This is a genomic window from Borrelia anserina Es, from assembly GCF_001936255.1.
Taxonomy (GTDB): domain Bacteria; phylum Spirochaetota; class Spirochaetia; order Borreliales; family Borreliaceae; genus Borrelia; species Borrelia anserina.
The window spans coordinates 679025-703417 of the sequence record NZ_CP013704.1; the positions used below are offsets into that span (position 1 = coordinate 679025).

General features: G+C 29.3%; 24 protein-coding genes. 16 read left to right on the forward strand and 8 right to left on the reverse strand.

Translation table 11 applies throughout. The annotated features are described in order from the left end of the window. Positions 1–17 precede the first annotated feature (17 nt). The 3 genes from N187_RS03205 to N187_RS03215 form a co-directional block, all read right to left on the reverse strand. Positions 18–1001, reverse strand: a complete 984-nt coding sequence (locus N187_RS03205; protein WP_025419802.1) for an alpha/beta hydrolase — start codon at positions 999–1001, stop codon at positions 18–20. 13 nt (positions 1002–1014) lie between these two features. Next, positions 1015–1533 (reverse strand): transcriptional repressor, encoded by a 519-nt coding sequence (locus N187_RS03210; protein ID WP_025419803.1) that lies wholly within the window; start codon positions 1531–1533, stop codon positions 1015–1017. Positions 1534–1624: 91 nt separating this feature from the next. Further along, a complete protein-coding gene (locus tag N187_RS03215; RefSeq protein WP_025419804.1) occupies positions 1625–3313 on the reverse strand; it encodes a hypothetical protein in 1689 nt (562 codons plus the stop codon). 225 nt (positions 3314–3538) lie between these two features. Here N187_RS03215 and groL point away from each other — a divergent pair, with 225 nt between their 5' ends. The 6 genes from groL (at position 3539) to N187_RS03245 (ending at position 9757) form a co-directional block, all read left to right on the forward strand. Next, complete coding sequence (gene groL / locus N187_RS03220) at positions 3539–5173, forward strand: chaperonin GroEL (protein WP_025419805.1); 1635 nt, start codon at positions 3539–3541, stop codon at positions 5171–5173. A 61-nt stretch (positions 5174–5234) separates the two neighbouring features. Next, positions 5235–5531: a hypothetical protein gene (locus tag N187_RS03225; RefSeq protein ID WP_025419806.1), complete on the forward strand. Its 297-nt coding sequence runs from the start codon at positions 5235–5237 to the stop codon at positions 5529–5531. Positions 5532–5546: 15 nt separating this feature from the next. Continuing rightward, complete coding sequence (yajC, locus tag N187_RS03230; protein WP_025419807.1) at positions 5547–5855, forward strand: preprotein translocase subunit YajC; 309 nt, start codon at positions 5547–5549, stop codon at positions 5853–5855. 80 nt (positions 5856–5935) lie between these two features. Beyond that, entirely contained in the window at positions 5936–7696 is a 1761-nt protein-coding gene (gene secD / locus N187_RS03235; protein ID WP_025419808.1) for a protein translocase subunit SecD, read from the forward strand. Further along, positions 7680–8579, forward strand: a complete 900-nt coding sequence (secF, locus tag N187_RS03240) for a protein translocase subunit SecF (protein WP_025419809.1) — start codon at positions 7680–7682, stop codon at positions 8577–8579. The genes secD and secF overlap by 17 nt, the downstream gene beginning before the upstream one ends. A 23-nt stretch (positions 8580–8602) precedes the next feature. Further along, on the forward strand, positions 8603–9757 hold the full coding sequence (locus N187_RS03245; RefSeq protein ID WP_025419810.1) for a hypothetical protein: 1155 nt from the start codon (positions 8603–8605) through the stop codon (positions 9755–9757). Between the two features lie 5 nt (positions 9758–9762). Here the strand turns inward: N187_RS03245 and N187_RS03250 are convergent, their stop codons facing one another. Continuing rightward, positions 9763–10602, reverse strand: a complete 840-nt coding sequence (locus N187_RS03250; protein ID WP_025419811.1) for a DnaJ C-terminal domain-containing protein — start codon at positions 10600–10602, stop codon at positions 9763–9765. 121 nt (positions 10603–10723) lie between these two features. Between N187_RS03250 and psgB the strand changes: the two genes are divergently transcribed. Next, positions 10724–11863, forward strand: coding sequence for a HemN-related non-iron pseudo-SAM protein PsgB (gene psgB / locus N187_RS03255; protein WP_025419812.1), 1140 nt, complete (start codon positions 10724–10726; stop codon positions 11861–11863). Here the strand turns inward: psgB and rpiA are convergent. Then, positions 11850–12536 carry a ribose 5-phosphate isomerase A gene (rpiA, locus tag N187_RS03260; RefSeq protein WP_025419813.1) on the reverse strand — a complete coding sequence of 229 codons (687 nt, stop codon included), beginning with the start codon at positions 12534–12536 and terminating at the stop codon, positions 11850–11852. The genes psgB and rpiA overlap by 14 nt on opposite strands. A 237-nt stretch (positions 12537–12773) precedes the next feature. On the opposite strand from rpiA, the gene gpmA reads away from it, so the two are divergent. Then, on the forward strand, positions 12774–13523 hold the full coding sequence (gpmA, locus tag N187_RS03265; RefSeq protein WP_025419814.1) for a 2,3-diphosphoglycerate-dependent phosphoglycerate mutase: 750 nt from the start codon (positions 12774–12776) through the stop codon (positions 13521–13523). Positions 13524–13616: 93 nt separating this feature from the next. Here the strand turns inward: gpmA and lysS are convergent, their stop codons facing one another. Both lysS and era read right to left on the reverse strand, forming a co-directional pair. Further along, positions 13617–15182 (reverse strand): lysine--tRNA ligase, encoded by a 1566-nt coding sequence (lysS, locus tag N187_RS03270; protein ID WP_025419815.1) that lies wholly within the window; start codon positions 15180–15182, stop codon positions 13617–13619. Between the two features lie 86 nt (positions 15183–15268). Next, positions 15269–16141 (reverse strand): GTPase Era, encoded by an 873-nt coding sequence (era, locus tag N187_RS03275; RefSeq protein WP_025419816.1) that lies wholly within the window; start codon positions 16139–16141, stop codon positions 15269–15271. Positions 16142–16223: 82 nt separating this feature from the next. Here era and N187_RS03280 point away from each other — a divergent pair, with 82 nt between their 5' ends. From N187_RS03280 to N187_RS03290, 3 genes are read left to right on the forward strand one after another with little or no spacing between them, the layout of a single operon-like run. Continuing rightward, entirely contained in the window at positions 16224–16583 is a 360-nt protein-coding gene (locus N187_RS03280; RefSeq protein ID WP_025419817.1) for a hypothetical protein, read from the forward strand. A gap of 12 nt (positions 16584–16595) precedes the next feature. After that, positions 16596–17003 (forward strand): hypothetical protein, encoded by a 408-nt coding sequence (locus N187_RS03285; RefSeq protein ID WP_025419818.1) that lies wholly within the window; start codon positions 16596–16598, stop codon positions 17001–17003. Continuing rightward, the gene (locus tag N187_RS03290) at positions 17000–17434 is read left to right on the forward strand and encodes a DUF192 domain-containing protein (protein ID WP_025419819.1); all 435 of its coding nucleotides are present in this window, start codon (positions 17000–17002) and stop codon (positions 17432–17434) included. The genes N187_RS03285 and N187_RS03290 overlap by 4 nt, the downstream gene beginning before the upstream one ends. A gap of 11 nt (positions 17435–17445) precedes the next feature. On the opposite strand, the gene N187_RS03295 is transcribed toward N187_RS03290, so the two are convergent. Further along, positions 17446–18105 (reverse strand): hypothetical protein, encoded by a 660-nt coding sequence (locus N187_RS03295; RefSeq protein WP_038443426.1) that lies wholly within the window; start codon positions 18103–18105, stop codon positions 17446–17448. 47 nt (positions 18106–18152) lie between these two features. Between N187_RS03295 and N187_RS03300 the strand changes: the two genes are divergently transcribed. From N187_RS03300 to N187_RS03320, 5 genes are all read left to right on the forward strand, one after another. Next, on the forward strand, positions 18153–19112 hold the full coding sequence (locus N187_RS03300; protein ID WP_025419821.1) for a hypothetical protein: 960 nt from the start codon (positions 18153–18155) through the stop codon (positions 19110–19112). Continuing rightward, on the forward strand, positions 19105–20100 hold the full coding sequence (locus N187_RS03305; protein WP_025419822.1) for an N-acetylmuramoyl-L-alanine amidase family protein: 996 nt from the start codon (positions 19105–19107) through the stop codon (positions 20098–20100). Before N187_RS03300 ends, N187_RS03305 begins: the two co-directional genes overlap by 8 nt. Continuing rightward, positions 20090–20629: a flagellar filament outsheath protein gene (locus tag N187_RS03310; RefSeq protein ID WP_025419823.1), complete on the forward strand. Its 540-nt coding sequence runs from the start codon at positions 20090–20092 to the stop codon at positions 20627–20629. Before N187_RS03305 ends, N187_RS03310 begins: the two co-directional genes overlap by 11 nt. An 81-nt stretch (positions 20630–20710) precedes the next feature. Next, a complete protein-coding gene (locus tag N187_RS03315; RefSeq protein ID WP_025419824.1) occupies positions 20711–21751 on the forward strand; it encodes a flagellar filament outer layer protein FlaA in 1041 nt (346 codons plus the stop codon). A gap of 70 nt (positions 21752–21821) precedes the next feature. After that, a complete protein-coding gene (locus N187_RS03320; RefSeq protein WP_025419825.1) occupies positions 21822–24389 on the forward strand; it encodes a chemotaxis protein CheA in 2568 nt (855 codons plus the stop codon). The last annotated feature ends 4 nt before the right edge of the window (positions 24390–24393 follow it).

Below are 24393 nucleotides of genomic sequence, written 5' to 3' on the forward strand. Positions count from 1 at the left end.
GTGTATAATTATGAATATCACTTGCTTTTTATTTGTTTAATAAAGTCAACTGCGTGTTTTGTTAAATAAGATGTATTTTGAGCACTTCTGTAACTGTGGTTGCCAACGGGAACATGAGAATAGAGGCTTTCAACAAGAATCATTGGTATTACTTTTTTGTGTCCTCCATATTCACTTATAAATTTATTTATTTCCATGGAGTCTACTGTGGGGTCTTTTGGGGAATAAGCTATTGTTAACGGAGTTTTGAGATCATTAAATCGACTAGTATTGATTAATTTAACAAGTCCCATCATTGCAATTATTGAATCAACTTGTCGTATTGGTGAATGGAATGTTGTAACCTCTTCGTGTTCTGTTCTTTGATTTTTGCTTGTTGCAAGTTCATTATATCCGCCTGTTATAAGGTAAGCAATTTGTTGTCCCCAAGGGTAGTAAACTAAACTTGTTCTTTTATCTTTAGGATAGATATTAGGTGATATTAAAACAGCAGAATATATCTTATCTGGGTAGTTTTTTAATGCCCAAATAGCACAAGTTCCGCCATTTGAAGTTCCAATGAGTATTAATTTTTCTCCTATTAATTGGCCAATTTGAATGGCTTCGTCAATATCTCTTAACCAGTCTTGAGTTTTAACGCCTTTAAATGAGTCTTTATTGTTAATTCCGTGTCCTTTAAGTCTTGTGAAGAAGATATTTGCGTTTAATTCTTTAGCTATATTGTGTGGAATAGGGTAGATTTCATTTTTAGATGCTCCAAAGCCATGAATGTATACTACTGAGTATTCTGTTTTTGTGTAAGCTTTGTTCCATATGATTTCTTTTCTTGTGTTTTCTTGTAGATTGAATTTAGATTCCTCGATTAATAGGTTTTGATCAATTTCTTTGAGATTGTTGGGAACTTTGGTTTTTTCAAATTCATTTCTAAATTTCAGTCTTGGGCCTACTATTGTTAATAGAAGTAAAAATATAAAGATAAAAATGGCATTTTTTATATTCATATGTTGTTTTCCTTTAATTATTTTCATGTTCAACACTAGATTTTTCTTTTTTAGATTCTTGATGGCAATTATTGCATGATCCTGAGTAGATAATTTCGATAGATTTGGTTTTCCATTTTTCTCCAAGTTTGTCTTTCAGAATATCTTTAATGTCATCAAGTTGGATAGGATATACTTGATTGCATTTGTTGCATTTAAAGTGAGCTATTGTAGAAGTCAAACTTAGATAAAATCTTGTTTCTTTTTGATCAGTTGTTTTTATATCTTTAAGAATATTACGTTCTTTCAATATGTTTAATGTATTATATACTGTTGCTTTTGACAAACTAGGTATTTCTTTTATTAATTTATTGTAAATTTCTTTTGCTGTAAAATATTCTCTTGGATTTGAGGCAATGTGTAAAATTATTCTATTTCTTGAATGTGAGGCTTTCATGCCCAGCTCGGTTGTTAGTGATTTTAGCAAGATAGGGTCATTAGTAATTCCAACTTTTTCTAAAGTAGAATGTACCTCTATTGTATTGTTGTTCATATGTGATACCCTTTATTATTTAAGATTAAGTACTTTAATGTCCTTATAGAAATAATTTTATAACGGTTTGTTAATATTTTGCTACTGATAGCTATTTATTTTCATTTTTTTTTATATTTGGGTAAAAAAGTAGGGGCTTGATTTTTGAGTTTAGCTTTATTTTATTATCGAAATTATTATTAATTGGGAGTAATAGTAAGTTTAAACTCAAAGAGTAATTTTTCAAATCCTCAGCTTTTACTATATTGTAAGATCCTCCTATATTTAAAATAAACCATCTCTTAAAGCCTCTTTTTTCAATCTTATAATTGATAGTGTATATAATATGTTTTTCAATATTTAAGAAACTAATGAAGAAATTACTATTTTTATCGTTTCCTTTAGATATTAAGAATTCTGTACCATTAATGTATCCTTTTATGTCTTTTTTTGTTTCAATAATTTTTTCATAAGTATCAGAGTCATTGTATCTTGCTGTAATTTTTAAATTAGTCCCTTTCTCAACTTCGAAAATGGGTATCTCTAGAGCTGAATATTCAAGTAAGTAATTTGTGTTGCTTGTCTTTAAGTTTTTATTATTGCAAGTTATAATGGAAGGCCATGCTATTTTAATTGATATAAAGAAGCTTCCTAAACTTTCGTCTAGGAAGAAGTCAATTATTGATTTTTCTTTTGCATTGAAACTTAAGTATTGTCTAATTCCTATTATTTTCTCATTTGAGAATGAAAATGAACTTTCAATAGTTGGTTCCATAATTATATCTTTTTTTGATAAGATCTTAATGTAAGTTCTACAAGAATCTAAAAATTCAGCTTTTCTCTCTTTATATTTGATCTTATTTAATTTGCCTTCTGCAAATTTTACATAGTATTTTTCATGAAATAATGTGAAGTTGCCTTCCATGTTATATTCAAGGTTTTTACTTACAATAGGTTCTATATTTATTGATTGACATTCGACATTTTTATTGACTAAGAATTCTCTTAAAGAAGTTTCATTTATTTGATATTCTTTTAGTCTTTTATTTTGGAATTGTAGTATTAATTCTTGTTCTTTTAATGAATTGAACTCTGGGATTTCTAATAGCTCTGTGTTTATTTTTTTACCTTCTAGATTTTGTATTTTGATACTATAAAATTTTGTGTCTAGTTCTTTTAAAGCCAGTAAAAAATTTTTTAGTTCTTGATTGTTGTATGCGTCTTTAATTTCATGGAAGTAAATAAGCGTATCTGTATTTTGCTTTTGTATTTCATGTTCTTGGATCTCTGATAGAAATTGACAGTTATTTTTATAGAAAACTAAATATTTTTTATTATTTTTTGCAATTCTTACTCCTTCTATGTAATTAAAATTAAGCTTTCTATATAGTTCAAGTACTCTCTTTCTTAGTTTTTCCATATTGTATATGTAAAATATATGTGGATTATCTTTAAATAAATCTGTATATCCGCTTTTAAATGGATTCTTTAAAGCCCAGTATAAATCTACATGTATTTCGTCATGTAACATATATTCATGGGGACTACCACTATATGTGCTTGGAATATAGATATCTTCGTTATTTTTAAGCCTTTTAAAAAACCATTCATTTAGTTCTGGATTTAATTTTAGAATTTCGAAAAAGTATGTTGGGAATGTCCAATGTATCTTATAGCTTAAGTTTTTGTTTTCGATTAAATATTTACTATTTGATAAAATGGAATGTAGTTTGCCCTCGGCAAATGCAGTTATTGAGATAATAACGATATAAGTTTTTGAGTTTCTAGATTTCCTAAATATCATATAAAGATCTTTATATTAAGTATATATTACTTTAGTATAAATGGTATTGATTTTACAGTAAACTACTGCTATGAGGTTTCTTGATTTTTATGTTATTTTGACTTGATTAATGAATGAAAAAAAATTATATTTTTATAGTGATATGTATGAAGTTCATGCTAACTTTATAATGTTCTATTTTTAATTTAAATTTAATTTTTATGCTTGAAAGGAGTAAAATTTATGGCTAAGGACATATATTTTAATGAAGATGCTAGAAGAAGTTTGCTTAGCGGCATTGAAAAATTATCAAATGCTGTAAAGGTAACTCTTGGTCCTAAGGGGAGAAATGTTTTAATTGATAAGAAGTTTGGTTCTCCTACTGTTACAAAAGATGGAGTGAGTGTTGCTCGTGAAGTTGAACTTGAAAATGCGTTTGAGAATATGGGAGCACAATTGTTAAAAGAAGTTGCAATTAAGACAAATGATCTGGCTGGAGATGGAACTACTACGGCTACCGTACTTGCTTATGCAATTGCAAGAGAGGGACTTAAGAATGTTTCTTCTGGGATTAATCCAATTGGAATAAAGAAAGGAATAGATCGTGCTGTGGCTTTAGCTGCTGATCAAATTCGTAAATCTGCTAAGAAAATTACTACTAAGGAAGAAATTGCACAGGTAGCATCTATTTCTGCAAACAATGATGCTTCAATAGGTGAAAAAATTGCGGAGGCAATGGACAGAGTTGGAAAAGATGGAGTTATTACTGTTGAAGAATCAAAAACTTTTGATACCACAATATCTTATGTTGAGGGAATGCAATTTGATAGAGGATATTTATCTCCTTATTTTTCTACCAATAAAGAAAATATGAGTGTGAGCTTTGATGATGCTTATATTTTAATATGTGAAAAGAAGATTAGTGCAATTAAAGAACTTTTACCAGTGCTTGAGAAAGTTTTAAATACAAGCAAACCTTTATTGATTATTGCTGAAGATATTGAAGGGGATGCTCTTGCTGCACTTGTTTTAAATAGTGTTCGTGGGGCCTTGAAGGTCTGTGCAATTAAAGCTCCTGGATTTGGTGACAGACGCAAGGCAATGCTTGAAGATATTGCTATACTTACAGGAGGAGTGCTTGTTAGTGAGGAATTGGGACTTACTCTTGAGAATGTTGAACTTGAACAACTTGGCCAGGCTAAGTCAGTAAAAGTTGATAAAGACAATACTACAATTATTAATACTGGAAATAAAGAGCAAATAAAAGAGCGTGCAGAGCTTATTAAAAGGCAAATTGAAGAGACAAGTTCTGAATATGATAGAGAAAAGCTTCAAGAGCGTCTTGCAAAACTTGTTGGTGGAGTTGCTGTTATTAATGTTGGTGCTGTTACTGAGGTTGAACTTAAAGAGAAAAAACATAGGGTGGAAGATGCTTTATCTGCAACTCGTGCTGCTGTTGAAGAAGGTGTTGTTCCTGGAGGTGGATCAACTCTTGTTGAAGTAGCTATGTATCTTGATACAGTTGATATAAGTAAACTTAGTTATGAAGAGAAGCAAGGGTTTGAAATTGTTAAGAGAAGTCTTGAGGAACCAATGAGACAAATAATCTCTAATGCTGGATTTGAAAGTTCTATTTATATTCATCAGATTAAGACTGACAAAAAGGGACTTGGTTTTGATGCAGCTAATTTTAAATGGGTAAATATGATTGAGAGTGGTATAATTGATCCTGCGAAGGTTACAAGAAGTGCACTTCAGAATGCGGCTTCAATTGCAGGATTGCTCTTGACAACAGAATGTGCTATTACCGAAGTTAAAGAAGAAAAGAACAATGCTGGTGGTGGTTACCCTATGGATCCTGGAATGGGAATGATGTAACTTAATCTTACTTGCAGATTTTTTCTTTATTTGAGGTTTGTGTTGTGGTAAGGAGCTAGATTTGGGTGAAAATGAGTTTGTCTTTTGTATAGGTTATGATGGCTCTAGGGCGATAGTAGATAAAGAGCTTTTGAGTCAGCATAAAGATAAGAGTGTAGAAGAACTTTTTGAACTTGGATTTTATAGGAGTGCTTTTAGCAAGGCTCTTTATAAAAATGATAATACTCTTATTTCATATTTAATTGACAGTTATAATAAAATTAGCAAGTCTAGTTATACTACGAAAGAGGAGCTTGAGCTCCTCTTTGGGGTAGTTTACCCGGATAATATTGTTAGTATAAAAGTTACTTATGTTTAAAAGTTAGGAAATTTTATGTTTTTATTACAAGAGTTTAGTCATAGTAGTGGTTTTTTTAGGAGCTTATTGGTTTTTGTCCCAGTGCTTGCTATATTTTGGTTTTTAGTAATATCACCTCAGCGTAAAGAAGAGAAAAAAAAGAAGGATATGATCAAAAGCCTTAAAAAGGGTGATAGGGTCTTAACTATAGGTGGAATTTTTGGGGTTGTTAAGAAAGTTGGTGATTCTGAGGTTGTTCTTGAGCTTAGTTCGACTTCTGAGGTAAGATTTATAAAAAGTTCAATTGAAAAAGTTATTCTTAACGAAATTAAAGATAAAAATTAAGGCGTTAGGGTCAATTAACATTATAATATAATCTGATAACATTTAAATTTAATTTGAATTAACATAAGAAGGTGTTATTTATGAATAAAGTCTCTCGATTTATATTGATACTATTTGTGACATTATTTGCTTATATTTTGATACTTCCTACTTTAAAATGGTATTTTTTTACTAATGATGAAGATAAAAAAATTAGTTCGTATTCAAAAGAGGCTTTAAGAGATTATTCTAAGAATAAGGCCTTGAGTTCTCTTGTTAAACTTAAAGCTTTGTATCAAAAAGATCCCGATGCTCAGATTCCAGATGATTTGAAACATTTAATTCCAGTTGCAAAAAATAATTATAGAATTTATGGAAAGGAGTTACCTAAGTCTTTTAATATCAAAGCCTTAAGGGATGGGTTTTTAACAAATTCTGATATTGAAGAGCTTAGTCTTGAAATTTATAGGTATTATGAAGAGATAAAGAAGAATAAGAGCAGAATAATACAACTTGGACTTGATTTATCTGGGGGAATGAGTATTACTATTTCTCTTGATTACTTAGGGCTTGAACAAAAGTTAGGAAGAACTTTGAGTTCTTTAGAAAAGCAAGAAGCTCTTGAACGTACAATGCAAATACTTAAGGAGAGAGTAGATACGTTTGGGCTTACAGAACCTAATATTACAAGGGAAGCAGGTGGGAATAAGATTTTTTTAGATATTCCTGGGGAAAAGGATGAGAAGCATATTGATTCTCTTTTAAGTGGTAAAGGGAATTTAACCTTTTATGTGGTTGATGATGAAGCTACTTCTATGCTTAATTCTAAAATATTAAAAGCTGGCCCTTTGTACTCAATTTTTGATATTAAGAATAGCATGGGACTTGGAGATAATAAGAAAATTTTTCCATGGTATGTTAAGGATTCTTATGGTATTGATGATGAATCTACAGTTCGTTACTATGTTGTTGATTCTAGTGTTGAAAATTCTTTTGATGGTTCCTATATTAGAGATGCTGGCATTTTAAATGATCATAAAACAGGTAGAGATATGGTTACGTTTAATCTCGATACTGAGGGAAGTGAGAAGTTTTTTGAATTTACTCAAAAGAATATTGGTAAAGCATTAGCTGTGGTCATGGAAGGGAAAGTTAAATCTGTAGCTAATATTAATCATGCTATTGTTGGTGGAAATGTTTCAATTCAAGGAGATTCATTTGATAAAAAAGAAGCCACTGAGCTTGCACTTGTTTTTAAAACAGCAGCTTTTCCAGTTGATATAAAGATAGATGACTTGAGAGTTATTGGACCTACTATTGGGAAGAAAACAGTTGAGCTTGGAATAAAAGCATCGTTTCTTGCGCTTGTTTTAGTTTTTTTATTTATGTTTGCATATTACAAGATGAGTGGTTTTGTAGCAGGATTTTCATTGGTTATTTATAATCTATTTTTGATATTGTCAATTCTTTCAGCATTTAACTTTACTTTAACTCTTACAAGCATTGCAGGTCTTGTATTAACAATGGGGATGGCTGTTGATATTAATATAGTTATTTATGAACGTATTAAGGAAGAGATTAGAAATGGTCGGAGATTTGAGAGAGCCTTTGAAGATGGATTTAAAAAAGCTTTTTGGGCAATAATGGATTCAAATGTTACAACGTTTATTGCTGTTCTTTTTTTAACTCTTCTTGGAACCGGAATTATTCAAGGTTTCGCTTGTTCTTTGTCTATAGGGATTGTGGTGTCACTTTTTAGTAGCTTAGTTTTTTCAAGATTTATTTTGGAAGTGATTATGTCTTTCAGTAAGAACAAATATGTAAGTATCTCTTGGAGTTCAAATTATGCAAAAGGTGTTTAATTTTTTAAAATGTGGAAATAAAGTTACTGTAGTTAGTCTTTGTATTATTTTCTCAAGTTTTATTTATACTTTTATATGTCATGGTGGTTATAATTGGGGAATAGATTTTTCTTCAGGAGTTAATGTTAATTTTGTAATAGATAAAGTAGGTGTTAAAGATTATGATGTTAAAAAGGTACTCTCTCCATTTTATAAAACGTTTGATGTGAATGAAATTATTTCAAGTGATTCTTTTAAGAGCCAGTTTTCTATTGTGGTGAAGTCAGACATTACTGATTATGCTTTTAAAAAAGAGATTCATAATATTCTAGTCGATAGATTGAGTGCTGAATTCGGTGTTAATGTTGAAATTCTTGATTCTTATTTTATTGACTCAAATTTTTCATCTATTTTAAGAACAAGATCAATTTTATTGGTTTGTTTAACGTTTGCACTTATTTTGGTTTATGTGGCATTAAGGTTTAGGTTAAGTTATGCTGTTGCATCAATATTTGCAACGATGCATGACATACTTTTTGTGATTGCTTTTTTAGGGGTATTTAGAATAGAGATAAATAGTACAATCATTGTGTCTATATTGACGATTGTTGGGTATTCTTTAAATGATACGATAATTATTTTTGATAGAATTAGGGAAAATTCTAGAAATATGACTGATGTTTCATTTTTGAATGTTTTAAATGTAAGTATCAGTCAAACTTTATCAAGAACCATTTTGACATCTGTTACAACATTTGTAACTGTATTTTCTATTTATATTTTTACTGAGGGTGCTATTAAAGATTTTGCTTTGGTATTTATGGTAGGTGTTATTGTTGGTACTTATTCTTCAATTTTCATAGCTTCTCCTATTCTTTTAAGTTGTTATAAAAAAATTAGATAGATGTTTTGTTATAATATCATCATATGAAGTTTTTTGATTTTGGCTCATTAGGGTTTTATAGATTTTTTGATTTTCAAAAGCATCTAAATTTTAGTATTTTTAGGTATAGTTTAATAAATTATTATTCTTATAAAGAGCAGTCAATCCTTATTAATGATGCCAATTTGCTTAAAAATAAGATTGTCTTTTTAGATAAGACTTATAAGGGGATTGTTAAAATTGCCAATGCTTCTTCTTCAAAGTTAAATAATAGTTTAGATATTAATAAGAAGATATTCTATGATGCTTTGAGTACTGTTCAAAATTTGATAAAAAAGTATTATCCAGAGTCAGAATTGCTAAACTTGGGATATGATGTACTTTTAAGTGATGATGATACTTTTAATAAATTTTTAGATAAACTTAGATATTTGAATTTTAGGATAGATATTAAGAAAAAGATAGAGGAATTTGATAAGCGCAATAAGACATCATATTCTTGCATAAAGATTGCCACTTTTTTTATTAAAGAAGAGTTTTTAGAGCGACTGGCAAATTCAATTGATTTCTTTTCTAATGAAGCTAATAATAGTAGCTTAGATTTGATCAATAAGGAAATAGGTGAGTATTGTGAAAAAGTTGAGCAGGTTAAAGTAAGCGAGTATATTAAAGATACGCATAAAAAATTTGTTGTAGAATATGCAAAAGAAAGAATAGCAAAAATTATGAAAGAACATAGTCTTGATATATCTAAATTGCTTATTAAAGTTTCTTTACTAGATATTACTATTGAGTGTTTTGAAAATTATTATTTGAATTTGCTAGAGGTCCTTGGTATTCTTTTGTCAATGAGTAATATTATTGAGATTGGCTTAGATGAGTTACCTGATGCTATTTTTAATGAGTGGAATGAGCTTATTTACTTGCGTAGGAAAGAGTTTCAAAAACTTGTTTTAATATCAGATTATGTTTTTCAAAAAAGGATTATATCTACTATAAATTCTGGGGGATGGAAATTTACTTTCTTTAGTCTTTCGCCGCGTCAAGGTGATATTATTCAATTTTCAATAGATATTAATAAAAGCTTTAATAACATTGAGGATGGAATTAAAGAGTATGAACTTAAAATAGATAGATTTAATAAGCTTAAGCTTGATTGGGAGAGAAGCTTAAAAGATTTTGAACATTTATTTGCTTAAGATCCCTAATTATATATTTCTTTTAACCTTTCGTATATCTTTTTTACTTCATCATTAATAATTTTAGGTACCTCTATTATTAGTTTTACTCTAAGGTCTCCTTTAATGCTATTTCCAAGCGCAGGCATTCCAAGGCCTTTTAAACTGAGTATTTCTCCATTTTTTGTGTTTTGTGGAATTTTTATTTTTATTTTTTTGCCTTCTATTGTTTGAAGGATTTTTTCACTACCTAAAGCTATTTCCCATGGATATAAATTAATTGTTGTTTCTATATTTCGTTCCTTTAAAGTGAAATTTTTGTAACTTGATATTTCAAATTTGATAATCAAGTTACTTCTTTTCCCAGAAATCGGATGTATGTTTCCTTTTCCATTAAACTTTAGTTTAGTAGTCTCAGTTGTTCCCTTTGGGATATTAATTTCGATTTTTTCGTTGTTGATTAGTATAGTTTTTGTTCCTCCCATGTAAGCTTCATATAGTGAAATTTTAATAGTTATTTCTTTATCTTTAAGTATTCCTTTTGTAGATTCTCCGAAAATCTCAGAGAATAAATCGAAGCTTTCAAAATGGTTAAAGCCAGTATTCTTAAATTCTTTGCTGAATGGTTCTGTGTTAAAATTATTATTAAAATTTGCACTTCCAAAATTATCATAATTGGCTTTTTTTTGCGGGGATGAAAGTACTTCATAGGCTTCATTTATTTCTTTAAATTTTTCTTCAGCAAGTTTGTTTCCTTTATTTTTGTCAGGGTGATATTTTATGGCTAGTTTTTTGTAGGCTTTTTTGATTTCTTCTATAGTAGCGTTTTTATGTATTCCAAGTGTGTTGTAATAATCTTTAGACATTCAAACCTCTTATTTTTATTTTCCATTTTATATCTAAATTATTTAAATTCATTATAATTGATGCCTATTATTATATATATTATAATTAAACTTAAATTTTTTAAAGGTCATTTATAGAAGAGTGAATTTTTTATGTTTATCGGATTTAAGTATTTATATTGATCTTACCAGATGTTTGAACTATGTTTTTTTTGATAAAATATTGAAAGAGTTATCTTATTACCTAAAAGTTTTGGGTTTTTCAAAAATCAAGACTCTTTATATTAAATACTACAAATATGAAACTTTGGAGTTTGGTAATGGATTTGATTTGAAGTATTTTTTGATTTCTCTATCTGAGAATTTTGATTTTAGTAAATTGGATGAGTTTACATTTGAGTTACATCCTGGAGAAATTACACCTTCGCTTTTAACAATTTTAAATGATTTCTCTGTTAGTAGGATTAGTCTTGATATAAAGAGTTTTTCTTCAAAATTTTTAAGGATTATGGGTGCTTCTAGAATACCTATGGGTAAATTGGGTACTGCAATTGATAATATTCATAGGTTTAATTTTGATTTGAATATTGATTTAAATGTTAATATTCCTTATCAAGAAAAAATAGATCTTAAGAAAGATTTGGTAAGTGTAATTGCATGTGCTCCTGGACACGTTTGTCTTTCAGAAGTTCTAATTGATGAGGGGCATTATATTTTTAATAATGTTTCTTTTAACTATGATGAGGCTAAAGCTGAGGATTTTTGGTTTTATGCTGTTGATTTTTTGCAGTCTAATGGCTATATGAATTATGAAATTTCAAATTTTGCTTTAAAGGGGCATGAGAGTAAACATAATTTGCGATATTGGGCACTTAAACCATATTTAGGTCTTGGGCTAAATTCTGTTAGTTTACTTATTGCAGCTAAGGGGGATGGTCTTGAGCCTGTAATAAGGAGAGATGATGATTTTTTAGGTAATGAAGAAGCATCTGCAGTTTTTGAGAGTTTAAGTGATTTAGATTTTTTTATTTGTCATTTTATTACAAACCTTGGTACTAAAACAGGTCTTGATGTCTCTGTTTTGAAGCGTAGATTTATATATGATCAGAAAGATTTTGGTAAGTTTATTGATTATCTTTTGAGTTTAAGTAAAGCAATTGTTTTTAGTAATGATATTCTCTATTTAGATGGGCATGAACGGTTTAAATTAAATTTTTATCTTCGGTTGATTAGAGAATATTTAGTTAATACTTCTTTTAAAGTGAATTTTAAGCTTCTTTAATCTGTCCATTTCGGTAGTATATAATTTTGGTATTTTGATGGTTAAAAATACCAATTTCAATTATTCCTGGAATTAATTTAAAGTATTTCTCAGTTCCTTTGGGATTTTCAATCTTCATTTTTACATCTAAGATATAGTTATTATTATCAGTTATTATTGGTCCTGCTTTCGATTTACAAGTCCTTAAAACAGGGTTAAAGTTCATTTTTTCTAGATTGGCTGTGGTAAATGCAAGAGCGTTTGGGACAATTTCAATTGGTACAGGTACTTTTTCTCCTAAAGTTTGTACAATTTTTGTTTCGTCTGCAATGATTAGTAATTGATGAGAGTTATATGCTACTACCTTTTCCATTAAATGAGCTGCACCACCACCTTTGATTAGGGATTTATTTTCTAATAAAATTTCGTCAGCTCCATCAATTGTGATGTCTATATTTTTGCTAAATTTTGTAAATTTGGATTCATATTTAATATTTTCTCTTTCAAGTAAGTATTTTGTATTACTACTTGTTGGATAGAGTTTTAGTCCTTTTAATTTTCCTGATTTTATTTTTTCGCTTAAATATTTGATTGCATAAAAAATGGTTGTGCCTGTTCCAATTCCAAGGTGCATGTTGCTTTTTACGTAATGATCAATTGCATGTTGTGAAACTAACTTTTTTTGTTCTTCCATTATTTATCCTTAATAATATTAATGGACTTTCAGTGTTGATTATTATATCATTTTAACGGTATAATTAATAGTATTGAGTTTTTAGAAAATAGTTTAATAAATTATTAAATAATTTATTAAATTTATATATTTATGGCTGTTGAGAGATTTTTGAGTATTAACATTGGTTAGATTTTGTGTTAATTTATAATTGATCAAGTGTTATTAAAGTAATAAAAACATTTAGTAGGAGATTTTATGTATAAATTAGTTTTAGTACGGCATGGTGAGAGTGAGTGGAATAAAGAAAATTTTTTTACCGGGTGGACTGATGTTAAACTTTCTGAAAAAGGTATTTCTGAAGCTTTAGAAGGCGGTAGAGTGCTTAAACAAGAAGGTTATTCTTTTGATATTGCCTTTAGTTCAGTTTTAGTAAGAGCTAATGATACTTTGAACATTATTTTGCGTAAATTGGGTCAATCTTATATTGATGTAGAAAAATCTTGGAGACTCAATGAGAGGCATTATGGAGCTTTGCAAGGGTTAAATAAAGCTGAGATGGCTGAAAAATATGGAGAAGAGCAAGTTTTACTGTGGAGACGTAGTTATGATGTCCCTCCTATGCCTTTAGATGAATCTGATGAGCGTCATCCGATTCATGATTTAAGATATAAGGGAATTCCTAAAAGTGTGCTTCCTTCAACAGAATGTTTAAAGGATACTGTTGCAAGAGTTATACCATATTGGACAGATAAAATTGCTAAGGCTATTCTTGAGGGTAAAAAAGTTATTGTTGTTGCTCATGGTAATTCTTTAAGAGCTCTTGTTAAATATCTTGATAACATGAGTGATGATGATATTTTAAAACTCAATATTCCAACTGGCATTCCTTTAGTTTATGAGCTTGATAAAGATTTAAAACCTATTAAACATTACTATTTAGGCGATGAGGATAAGATTAAAGCAGCTATGGAATCTGTTGCTAATCAAGGAAAGAAAAATAAATAATAAATGGTTTTGAGAGTATTAAAGAAAAGGGATATTATTTGACCTAGTGATCTCTTTTCTTTGTATTTTAATATCTTGATACTAAAGCTAAATTTAAATATAGTATTTTACAATTTTTTCGAATTTTTTGATGCCAATTGTTTTAATAAACCCTGCTAATTTTGGTCCCTTATCTTTGTTAATTAATATATTGTAAAGTTGTTTAAAGAACACTGGGGGTTCAATATTATTGTTTCTTGCAATATTATAAATTTCATCTTGAATTTCTTTTTCAGTAATATTGTTAAAATCTTTTTTTAAGAAATCTAATAATTGTGTTACTCCTTGTTTGTAGGTACCTTTTAAAGGTTCAATGTTATCAAATGTAGACCTTAATGAAAATTTGAAATCTTCAGGTGCAAACTTTTTGATCCAGTTGATGGCACAGTTAATTTTACTTATGAGTTTTGCTTTTTGACTTTCTTTTACGTCGTTTAAAAAATTAAGGATTTTGTCTTTGTCACCCTCAAAAATTTGACAAATTACGCTTAAGTGTCTAAAGCCGATTTGATAGGGGATTTCTTTATCCGGTGCTTCTGGTTGGGACAGTTCATAAATCCTTTTGAAAGCTTCTTTTTTGTTTTCTTTAATTGTCTCAATTCCATAATATACTCTTTCAAATTTGTCGTAATCTTCATAGATTTTTATTACGTCAAGGTCGAATGATATTGAAAATTCTGTGTTGGGCTTTGTCGATGCAAATAAGAATCTTGTAACTTCAGGAGTGTATATTTCAAGAACATCTTTTAGTGATATGACATCTCCAGATGATGATGATATTTTTCCACCACGTCCCTTTATTGATATAAAATCATATTGAAATGTCACAGGGGGAGTTCCTCCAAAAATTTTTACGATTTCTTTTGAAGTATCAAAACTTCCTCCACTACTGTGATGATCTTTTCCAGCAGGCTCAAAGTCAACGTTTTCGTATTTCCATCTCATTGGCCAATCAATTCTCCATGGAAGTTTTACAGCCCATGTTTTTCTTAAGTCGAGTGATTCCTTATTACCACATTCGCAGCAGTATTCAATGGAATAACAATGATTATAATTTTTTACTTTTGTGGTGTCTCTGTTACATTTGGTGCAAAAAATGCTGATAGGATACCAGTTATCTGCAAGTTTTGTTGTTCTATGTGCATTAAGGACTTGTGCTATTTCATCTTTATGATCTAGTGCAAACTTAATTTGACTTGAATAATCGCTAGACATGTATTTTAGACTTTGGTCTATAAATTCTGGTTTAATACCTACAATAGGTAAGTATTTTTCAAATTCTATTTCATTTGCTCTTGCATAGCTTGATAGGTTAGCTTTGGTATCAGGAACCCTTGTGATTGCTTGTCTTAAATAGGTTGTAAGTAATTCTTGATCAGGCATATTATCAGGGACTTTTCTAAATACATCGTAATTATCCCATGAGTATATAAACCGTACATTTTTGCCTGCATCTTTTAATGCTCTTGCTACAAGTTCGACGGAAATTACTTCCCTAAAATTTCCAATATGTACAGTTCCTGATGGAGTAATGCCTGATGCAACTGTATATTTTGCCTTTTCGCCTTTTTCTTCTATGATTTTTTTTGCATACAAATCTGCCCAGTGTGCTGTTTTCATAATGTTATCCTTGCTTAAAACTTAATTTTATCATTCTATGTTTTTTGTTTCAAGATTTTAAATAGATGGTCCATGGTGTGATTTTATTAATTGACTAAATTTTTAATTAATTTAGTGTTTTTATTCCAATTTTTCCTTAATTTTACTTGTAAAAATAAATCACATTTCTTTTCAAATATTTTTGATATTATCCGTCTTGCTTCTTCTCCAATTGATTTTATTCCTTTGCCTTCTTTTCCAACTATTATTCCTTTTTGGCTCTCTCCGGCTACAATAATATTTGCTTTAATAAGAAGTTTGTTTTTTCTATCTTCTAAAAGTTCAATTTCTGTATATAGAGAATATGGTAGTTCTTCTTTGAGCTTTTTAATCACAACACCTCTAATTATTTCACTAGTTCTTAAGTTCATTGTTTGATCTGTATAATATTCTTCTGGGTAATAAAGGGGCCCTTCTTGAAGATTTTCATAAATTTTATCTTTAAGTATTTCGATATTGGTTTTTTTCTTGGCAGAAATTTTTATGATACTATCTTTTTTTATTCCTTTTTTTTCTAAAAATAGCATTATTTCTTTTTCTTTTGTTTTTAGAATATCAATTTTGTTGATGACTACTATTAAATTAGTTTTGGTTTTACTGATAATTGTTAATATTTCATTTTCTTCAGTGCTAGGTTCGTCTTGAATATCAATTACATAAAGAATTAATTCTGTTTCTGTAATTGCAGAGTATATATTATTCATCAGGGCTATATTGAATTTTTTTTTACTTAAATGAAACCCAGGTGTATCTATGAAAATGATTTGACCCCTTTTATCTGTAAATATTCCTTTTATTTTGTTTCTAGTTGTTTGTGGTGTGGATGAAACAATAGATATTTGGTGTTCACATATTGAATTTAAAAGCGTGGATTTTCCTGTTGAAGGTCTACCTATTATTGATACAAATCCTGATTTCATGTTAGACTTCCGTAAATATGATAACATATTTTATATCATAATTAATGTATGCCATCTTTAAATGTAATTAAGGATTATTAGTTTGAAAGAAGTCAATTTTGAGGTTTTTTGTGAACAATGTGAGGAAAAGGTTGGACTTAATAAATCTGTGTGTTGGAATTGTCATTCTAAATTAGGAGATCTTGAGTGTCCAAATTGTGGGTATTCAGATGTTGTTTCTGCATTTGAGAGGGGTTGTCCAAGATGTGGTTATAGTCCTTTTGAAGAACAGTTTAAAGGGCGTCCTTTTAAAATAAGGCAGAGAGTAAGATTTAAGGACTCCGGGAATAATAATAAATTTTTTAAATCAAGGTTTGATTTTGGATTAAATATTAATGTTATGCTTTATTTATTTTCGAGTTTTTTAATAGTTGTGCTTTTTGTTTACATTCTGTTTTTCTAGGGATTAATTTATATGGTAATTACAGTTTCTTATTTGTTTTCTATTTTCTTATCGTTTAAGATGGGAGAGGGTGTTAAATCTGTTGAGAATAATATTCATCAAAACTCTATTTTTTATTATAATGTTGAAGAAGTTGAATTTTCTTATGTTAAAACACAGACTTTAAGATTTGAAGGCAAGCGTTCTGTAAGGTATGCTTATTTTAATTTTGATAAAGATAAGCTTTATTCATATACTTTTGTTTTTGATAGAAAATCAATTTCTCAGTATTCTGTTTTTCTTAGTATTAAGGAAAAATTTGGTAATGCTACAGTTGTAACTCCTTTTAATTATATTTGGGATATTGGTAGCTCTATTATTGTTTTAAATAATAATATCTTAAGGATGACATTGAAGTCTTATGTTAATAAGGAGAGTTGATCTTGGTGTTTCTTTTTGCATTACTTTTTTATATATCTTGTGCTGCTCATGTATATGATAAGGAAATTGTGATCAACGATACTAAGTTTTTTGTTAAGCTGGCACTTGATGAGTTTACTAGGGCTAAAGGATATATGGAGACTGAGAGCATAAATGAAAATAATGGCATGCTTTTTATTTTTAAGGGAGAGAGAAATTTGTCTTTTTGGATGAAAGATACTCCTGTACCACTTGAAATTGCTTATATTAATGCTGAAGGTGTTATTAAGGAAATTTATAGCTTGGTTCCTTTTTCAGAAAAAGTTGTAAGTTCCAAGTATAAGGTTAAGTATGCTCTTGAGGTGCCGAAAGGTTCTTTTTCTAAATTTAAAATTAAGGTGGGTGATAGGGTAAATTTCAATTTTGATGTTGATTCTTTGAATGTGAAATAATGCAGAGAAATTTACTCAGCTTTTATTTTTTGAAGCTCTTCTTCTGAGTGGTCTTTTATTTCGCCTTCATTTTGTAAGGTATTGTGTAAGGTATTATTAATCTCATTGGGTGCATTTTTAATATTAGCTTTTGTGTCATTATCCTTTATGACCTTTTTGAATATAGATACTGTTGCTGCAATTTCTTCAAGAGCGTCAAGCAAAAATGTTTCTTTTGAATTTTCTTCGGCTTTAATAATATATACTAAAGAATTGTTACCCCTTTCAGGATCATGAATAATTTCCCATGATCCTAAAACTCTGTTATTGTAGCTATCATTCATTAATGATTCTGATATTTCTTGTATTTTGCTTGAATTGACATCGAATATTTCTACAATGCCAAAAATTTCTCTTATTTTTGAATTTTGATATGAATTTAGTTTTGATCTGACTATTATTTCTGTTTTTGTATCATTGATGATTTTTGATACAATGAAGTCATTTTCTTTGTCTATTCTATATTCAATTTTGTTCTTATCGAGTATTTTTTTTATTCTCTTGTCGTAAGTTATATTTTTATCTTTGCAACTTATCAACATTGTTATTAGTGTTAAAATGACAATAACTATGCTATATTTTAATTTATTGATGTTTAGAATACTTGTTTTGAACATTTTAGTGCTTATCATGTAATCATTGATTATAGTTTAATTATGAGGATTTTTGAAGTAGGTTTATGTATTTTAAGAGTAATGACTATTCTTATACAGTTATTCAGTCTAAAAATAATTACGTGCAAAGATCAACTTTTGGGATTTCTTTTGTAATCTTAAATAGAGGTACAAAAATTTTTAGGGAAGATTTATTTAGATTCCTCTCTAATTTTGATTTTATAAGAGAAATTATTTCTATTGAAAAGCAAAGTAATAGAAATTCCCTTCAATTTATGTCAGAGAGTTATGATAAGTTGAAATTTATTTTACTTTCTGATGATTTAAATTCAGGTGAGAAAGTTAACTTAGCTATGAAAGAATCCATTTGTAGTTTTGTTTTTGTATTACAAAGTGATATGTACTTGTTAAATCCTTTTTGGATTCCTAATATATTTGATGAAATAGTTAAAAACAATGTACTTCTTGTTGGCGGAGAATTTTTTGACAAAGAGGAGGAAGTTGTTCCATCAGTTTTTCTTCCCACCATTGATAATCAGCAGAAATTAAAGGTAATTTTAATAAATTCTGAGAAGGATTATGAGAAGACTTTAGTTACTATGGACTATTGTGGTCTTTATTCTAAAGAGAAGTTTGTTCAGCTAGGGGGTTTTGATAGGAGGATAAAAAACGAATATTTTCAAAGATTGGATTTTGGACTTAGGGCTATTTATTTTGGAGAAAGTATTCATATCTATAGGAAACTTCGGATACAGTATACTGCTTTAAATGTTCCAGAAGATTTGACAAAAAATAGAAGCTTTTTGATATTTTTACTTAAAAATTATGTTCCTATTTTTGTCGGGAATGGGGTAAAGTTTTCGTTTTTTAGGTTTATGAAACTGTGCTTAAAATATGGAATTAACCCTTTCAAGTTTGGTCGAGAATTTAAGGAGATCAAACGTGAAACTATTAAGAATAGCTTGAGGTTTAAAGGTGATTTGAAGAGTGCAATTGAACTTTGGGAAAATAATATTATTGATTAATTTGATCTTTGTCTCTTTGTTTTTAGATGCTCAGGAAATTGGTTATGTTAATATTATAGATTCATTTGATAGTAAGTTCTTTAAATTCAATTTTAACATTGATAATGATATTCTTACAATTGAACATGAGAAGGGACATCTTAAGCTTAAGGTAGGCTTTGAATATGGTCTCTCATCTATTGGTTATTATATTTATGTAGATCCTATTATTTTAAAGGATGGGGAGATCTTGATAACCAAGAGAGCTTTGATTCAGATTGAAAATCATTTTAGATCTTTGCAAAGCTACAGTAAGCCACGGATAACTTCGATAGTAATTGATCCTGGTCATGGCGGACATGATAGAGGAGCTGTTGTAACTCATAGCATAAACAATCATGATGTTACTCTCTTTGAGAAAGATTTTGCTTTAACTTATTCGATTCATCTATATAAAATCTTAAGTAATTATTTTTTAGACAGGAATATTTTGTTAACACGTGTAGATGATGTTTTTGTGCCGTTACAAGATAGGTCTGAACTTGCGAATGCAATTAAACCAGATTTTCCAAATAATGTTATATTTTTGTCAATGCATGTTAATAATGCGCCAAATCCTGAAGCTAGGGGAGTTGAGTTTTGGTATCTTCCTCAGGGTTCGAAAAGGGAAGTTGTAAGAAATTTGAAAGGATATGATATTAGAGGTAATAGATACTTAAGGGAACTTAATGATATACTGGATATTAAATATAAATATGAATCAAAGAAATTAGCTGAGATTTTATATGAGACTTTTATTGATGTTTTGTGTGAAACTAAAGTTCGATCAATTAGGGAAGAGCAATGGTTTGTGATAAAAAATAGTAGTATGCCTGCTGTGTTAATTGAAATTGGATTTTTATCTAACATTGCTGATGCTATGTTAATTTTGGACTACAATTATATGAGTAAAGTGAATGTGTTAATACTTAAGTCTTTAATTAAATTTATTGAATTTTATGAAAAATAATATTTTGAATATACTTTTTAAAAATAATCCTTTATATCGTGGTTTTCTTGTTTGTAATGGGACAAAATATTTACTTGAGAAATTAGTTGTGCTTTTATTGTTAAGTTTTCTGTTATCTTCATGTATAATCTTGTTTAATTATGAGAATATCTTTTTTAGGAAAGTATTTTATTTTTATTCTGATAATGAAGTAATTTCTGATTTGAGGTATTTAAAGGAAAAAAAAACTCTTAAAGAGAATTTGGATTTTCTAGTTAAGGATTTTCTATTAGGTAATAGCAAGGGTTTTTCTTTGCAACTTAGCACAAAGAATGTGAAACTTTTGTATTCTTTTATAAGTAATGATATATATTTTATAAATCTTTCAAAAGAGTTTTATGATTCTTTTGAAGATGGTGTTTACAATGATTATGATAGACTTAGAGTAAATTTGTTTGTCAAATCTTTAAAAGAAACAATTGATTTTAACTATCCTGGAAATGTTAAAAAAATTGTTATTTTTATTGAAGGGTATATTCTGAATGTTTAAGGTTTTTTAGTCAGCCTTGAGTATACTGTAAGAATTAAAAAATGAAAATATTAAGTTATTTTGTAGAAGGAGTTGATTTTTATGGCTAAAGTAAAAAACATTATTTTTGTTTTATTTTTTCTTATTTTCTTAAGTCCTCTTTTTGGACAAGAAACATCTGGAATATCATCAAGTGATAATGTTTCGAATATTGAGCCTGGCGAGTTAGTTCTTGATTTTGCAGAGCTTGCAAGAGATCCAAGTTCAACGAAACTTGATCTTACAGATTATATTGATCTTGTATATTCTGGTGCTTCAGACATTGTTAAGCCAGAAGATATGGTATTAGATCTTGGAATCAATAATTGGACAGTTCTTTTAACCCCTTCAGCTAGAATGCAGGCTTATGTAAAAAATTCTGTCGTTGCTCCAGCTGTTGTTAAGGGTGAATCCAAAAGATATGCCGGAGATACGATCTTAGGGGTGAGAGTATTGTTTCCAAGTCATTCTCGATCTTCTGCAATGATTTTGCCTCCATTTAAGATCCCTTTTTATGCTGGGGAAGATGGTAAGCAGTTTTTAGGTAAAGGTCTTATTGACAATGTTAAGACTATGAAAGAGGTTAAGGTTACTGTTTATAGTTTGGGTCATGATGTCGATCTTGAAGTTTTGTTTGAAGATATGAGTGGTATGGAATATGCTTATCCTTTAGGTACGTTAAGGTTTAAAGGTTGGGCAGATTTGGTGTGGTCAAATCCTAATTATCTTCCGGGTGTAAGTGTTAGAATGACTAGAGACAATATTCCCAATTATCCTTTGCCTTCAAGTAAGATGAGGTTTAAGGCATTTAGAGTTTTAAAGTCTCACAGTTCAGGAGATCAGAATTTTATTTTTTATGTTAAGGATGTGAGAGTTATTTATGATAAGCTAACTGTTTCTTTAGATTCTGATATTGATAATGAGTCTATATTTAAGATTTATAAAACACGTGGAACAGAATCACTTCGAAAATTAAAGGCACAAGAAGCGCTTAAGAGAGTTTTAAAGATTAAAGAAGATGTGTCAATGCCAGATGAATCTTTCCGGGATTTATTAGAGAAAGGCAGTAATGATGGATCTGGCGCTCGCACTCAAGAAAAATAAATTTAATTTGTTAATAGAGCTAAATCTTTCATGATTTGCTCTATTAAGCTTACAATGGGGAAATAAGTTAATGTTAGATTCAGAAAACGCAGAGCTTTTAGAGATTTTTTTTGAGGAAGCTCAAAATCTTGTGGATACTCTTGAAGAGAATATTATGTCGTTAGAAGATGATCCCCATAATTCAGAAACTATTGATGAGATATTTAGGGCAGCTCATACTCTGAAGGGTAGTTCAGCTTCTGTTGATATGATGGAACTTTCAGGGTTTACTCATGTTATTGAAGATGTATTTGATGCTGTTAGAGATAATAAGTTAAAGATATGTAATGGCCTTGTTGATTTACTTTTGAATTCGCTTGATGTAATAAAAGATATGCTTAATGCACGTCTTAATGGAGATGTTTATTTACAGGATGTAAGCGAGCTTGAAAATAAATTAAGAGGATTTTTAGGGAATAAATATCAGACAACTTTTGTAGAATCTGTAGATAGTACAAATGATAATGAATTTTTGCTTTCTTCCCTTGAGCTTAGTGATATGCGTGAAGTTGTAGGACTTGGACAGAAAGTTTTAAGAGTTGTTATTCACTTTGATAAAGATAATCCTATGTCAACAATTGCTGGTATACAAATGTTTCAAGCTTTAAAAGACTTAGGGCCAATTCTTTGTACTGTGCCTAATTATGAGCAACTTATTGCAGGGGAATTTTTAAAAAGGGTTGATTATTATTTAATGTGTTTAAATAATCGTAATGTTGAGGACAAAATAAACTTGTCTGATGTTGCTTTGAGTTATACAATTGATGAATTTGATATTGCTAGCGAGTTGACAAAGGCAGTTTCAAGGGAGAGGGATACTGTTGTTCATAATACTGCATCCCAGGAATTGCAACTTTCTAATGATGAGCTTATAAGTTTAAGAGAAATTGTGGGTGATGCTAAGTTATTTGAAGTGAAGTTAAATTTCAATAAAGATAATCCTATGTCAACAATTTCTGGACTTCAGATGTTGCAGGCGTTAAAAAGCTTGGGAGAAGTTTATAAATCTATTCCTGATAGTGAGGATTTATTGTCAGATAAGTTTTTTGATTGTATTGTATATTATTTGATATCCAATACTTCAGTTGATAGTATTTCTAGAAAGGTGGATTTATCAGATGTTGTTGTTAGTTTTGATATTAAAGAAATTGATTTAAAAAATGTTAAGGATGTGGATTTAAGTATTGAAGTTAATAGTAATGTTTCTGTTAAGGAATCTAAGAAAACACCTGTAAATGTTAATTTAATTAGGATTGATAGTAAAAGGATAGATTCTATATTAAACCTTGTAAGTGAGGCTGTTATAAGTAAGTCAGCTTATAATCAGATAAATTCTGATATGACATCTTTTCTTTATGGTTTTAATTATTTTTATGATTATCAAGAAAGTTTTTACAATAGTTTCTTGATAGATTTAAAGATGATTTTTAAGGATATAGGTTTAGAATTGGAAAGTTCTGTTGAAAATCGAATAGCAAGTTTGGTGGGACATAATATTGATAAAGCTTTACATGATATGGTGGGATTAAGAGATTTGTTGGTTAAAATCCTTCAAGATTCTAAATTTGCCTCTAATAGACTTTCTAGGATAATTACTGATTTGCATGAGAGTGTTTTGAAAACGAGAATGTTGCCAGTTTCTGGTATTTTTTCAAGATTTGCAAGAGTAGTAAGAGATCTTTCAAAGAAGTTAGGCAAAGTTGTAGAACTTAGTACTGAAGGTGAGGATACAGAGGTTGATAAATCTATCATAGATGATCTTGTAGATCCTTTGATGCATTGTGTTAGGAATTCTATGGATCATGGACTTGAAACTGTTGATGAAAGACTTAGCAAGGGCAAGAATAAAACTGGTCATATAATTTTGCGTGCCAAGCATGAGGGTAATGTGATATCAATTGAGATTGAAGATGATGGAAGAGGGATAGATTCCAATGTTATTAGACAAAGGTCAATTGAGAAAGGTTTAATAAAGAAAGATTCAGTTCTCTCTGAGAGTGAAATTCTCAACTTAATTTTCGAACCTGGATTCTCAACAGCTAGTCAGGTTACAGATGTTTCTGGTAGAGGTGTGGGACTTGATGTCGTTAAAAACAGTGTTAAGAAATTAAATGGAACTATTGTTATAGATTCAAAAGTTAATGTTGGTACTACTTTTAAAATAAAGCTTCCTTTAACATTAGTGATTGTGCAGGGTCTTCTTGTAAAATCTGGCAGTGAGATTTATGTTTTTCCTTTAAATAGTGTTCTTGAAACACATAGGATTAGTGAAGACAATATAAAGCTTATTGAAAATAACCATGAGGTTTATGATTTAAGGGAAGAAGTTTTATCTGTTCTTAGACTTGATGAGCTTTTTAATATCAAAGGTGATCAAAATTTATATGATAAGTTTTTAATAGTTATTAGCGTCAATGATAAAAAGGCAGGGATAGTTGTAGATGCTATTCTTGGAGAAGAAGATTTTGTTGTAAAGCCTATTAAAGATAAGTATGCCTCAAGTCCAGGGATAGTTGGAGCTACTACACTTGGTAATGGTAAGGTTGTCTTGATTATTGATGTGTTTAGACTTTTTTACCTAAAGGATATGAAAGGATAGTCTT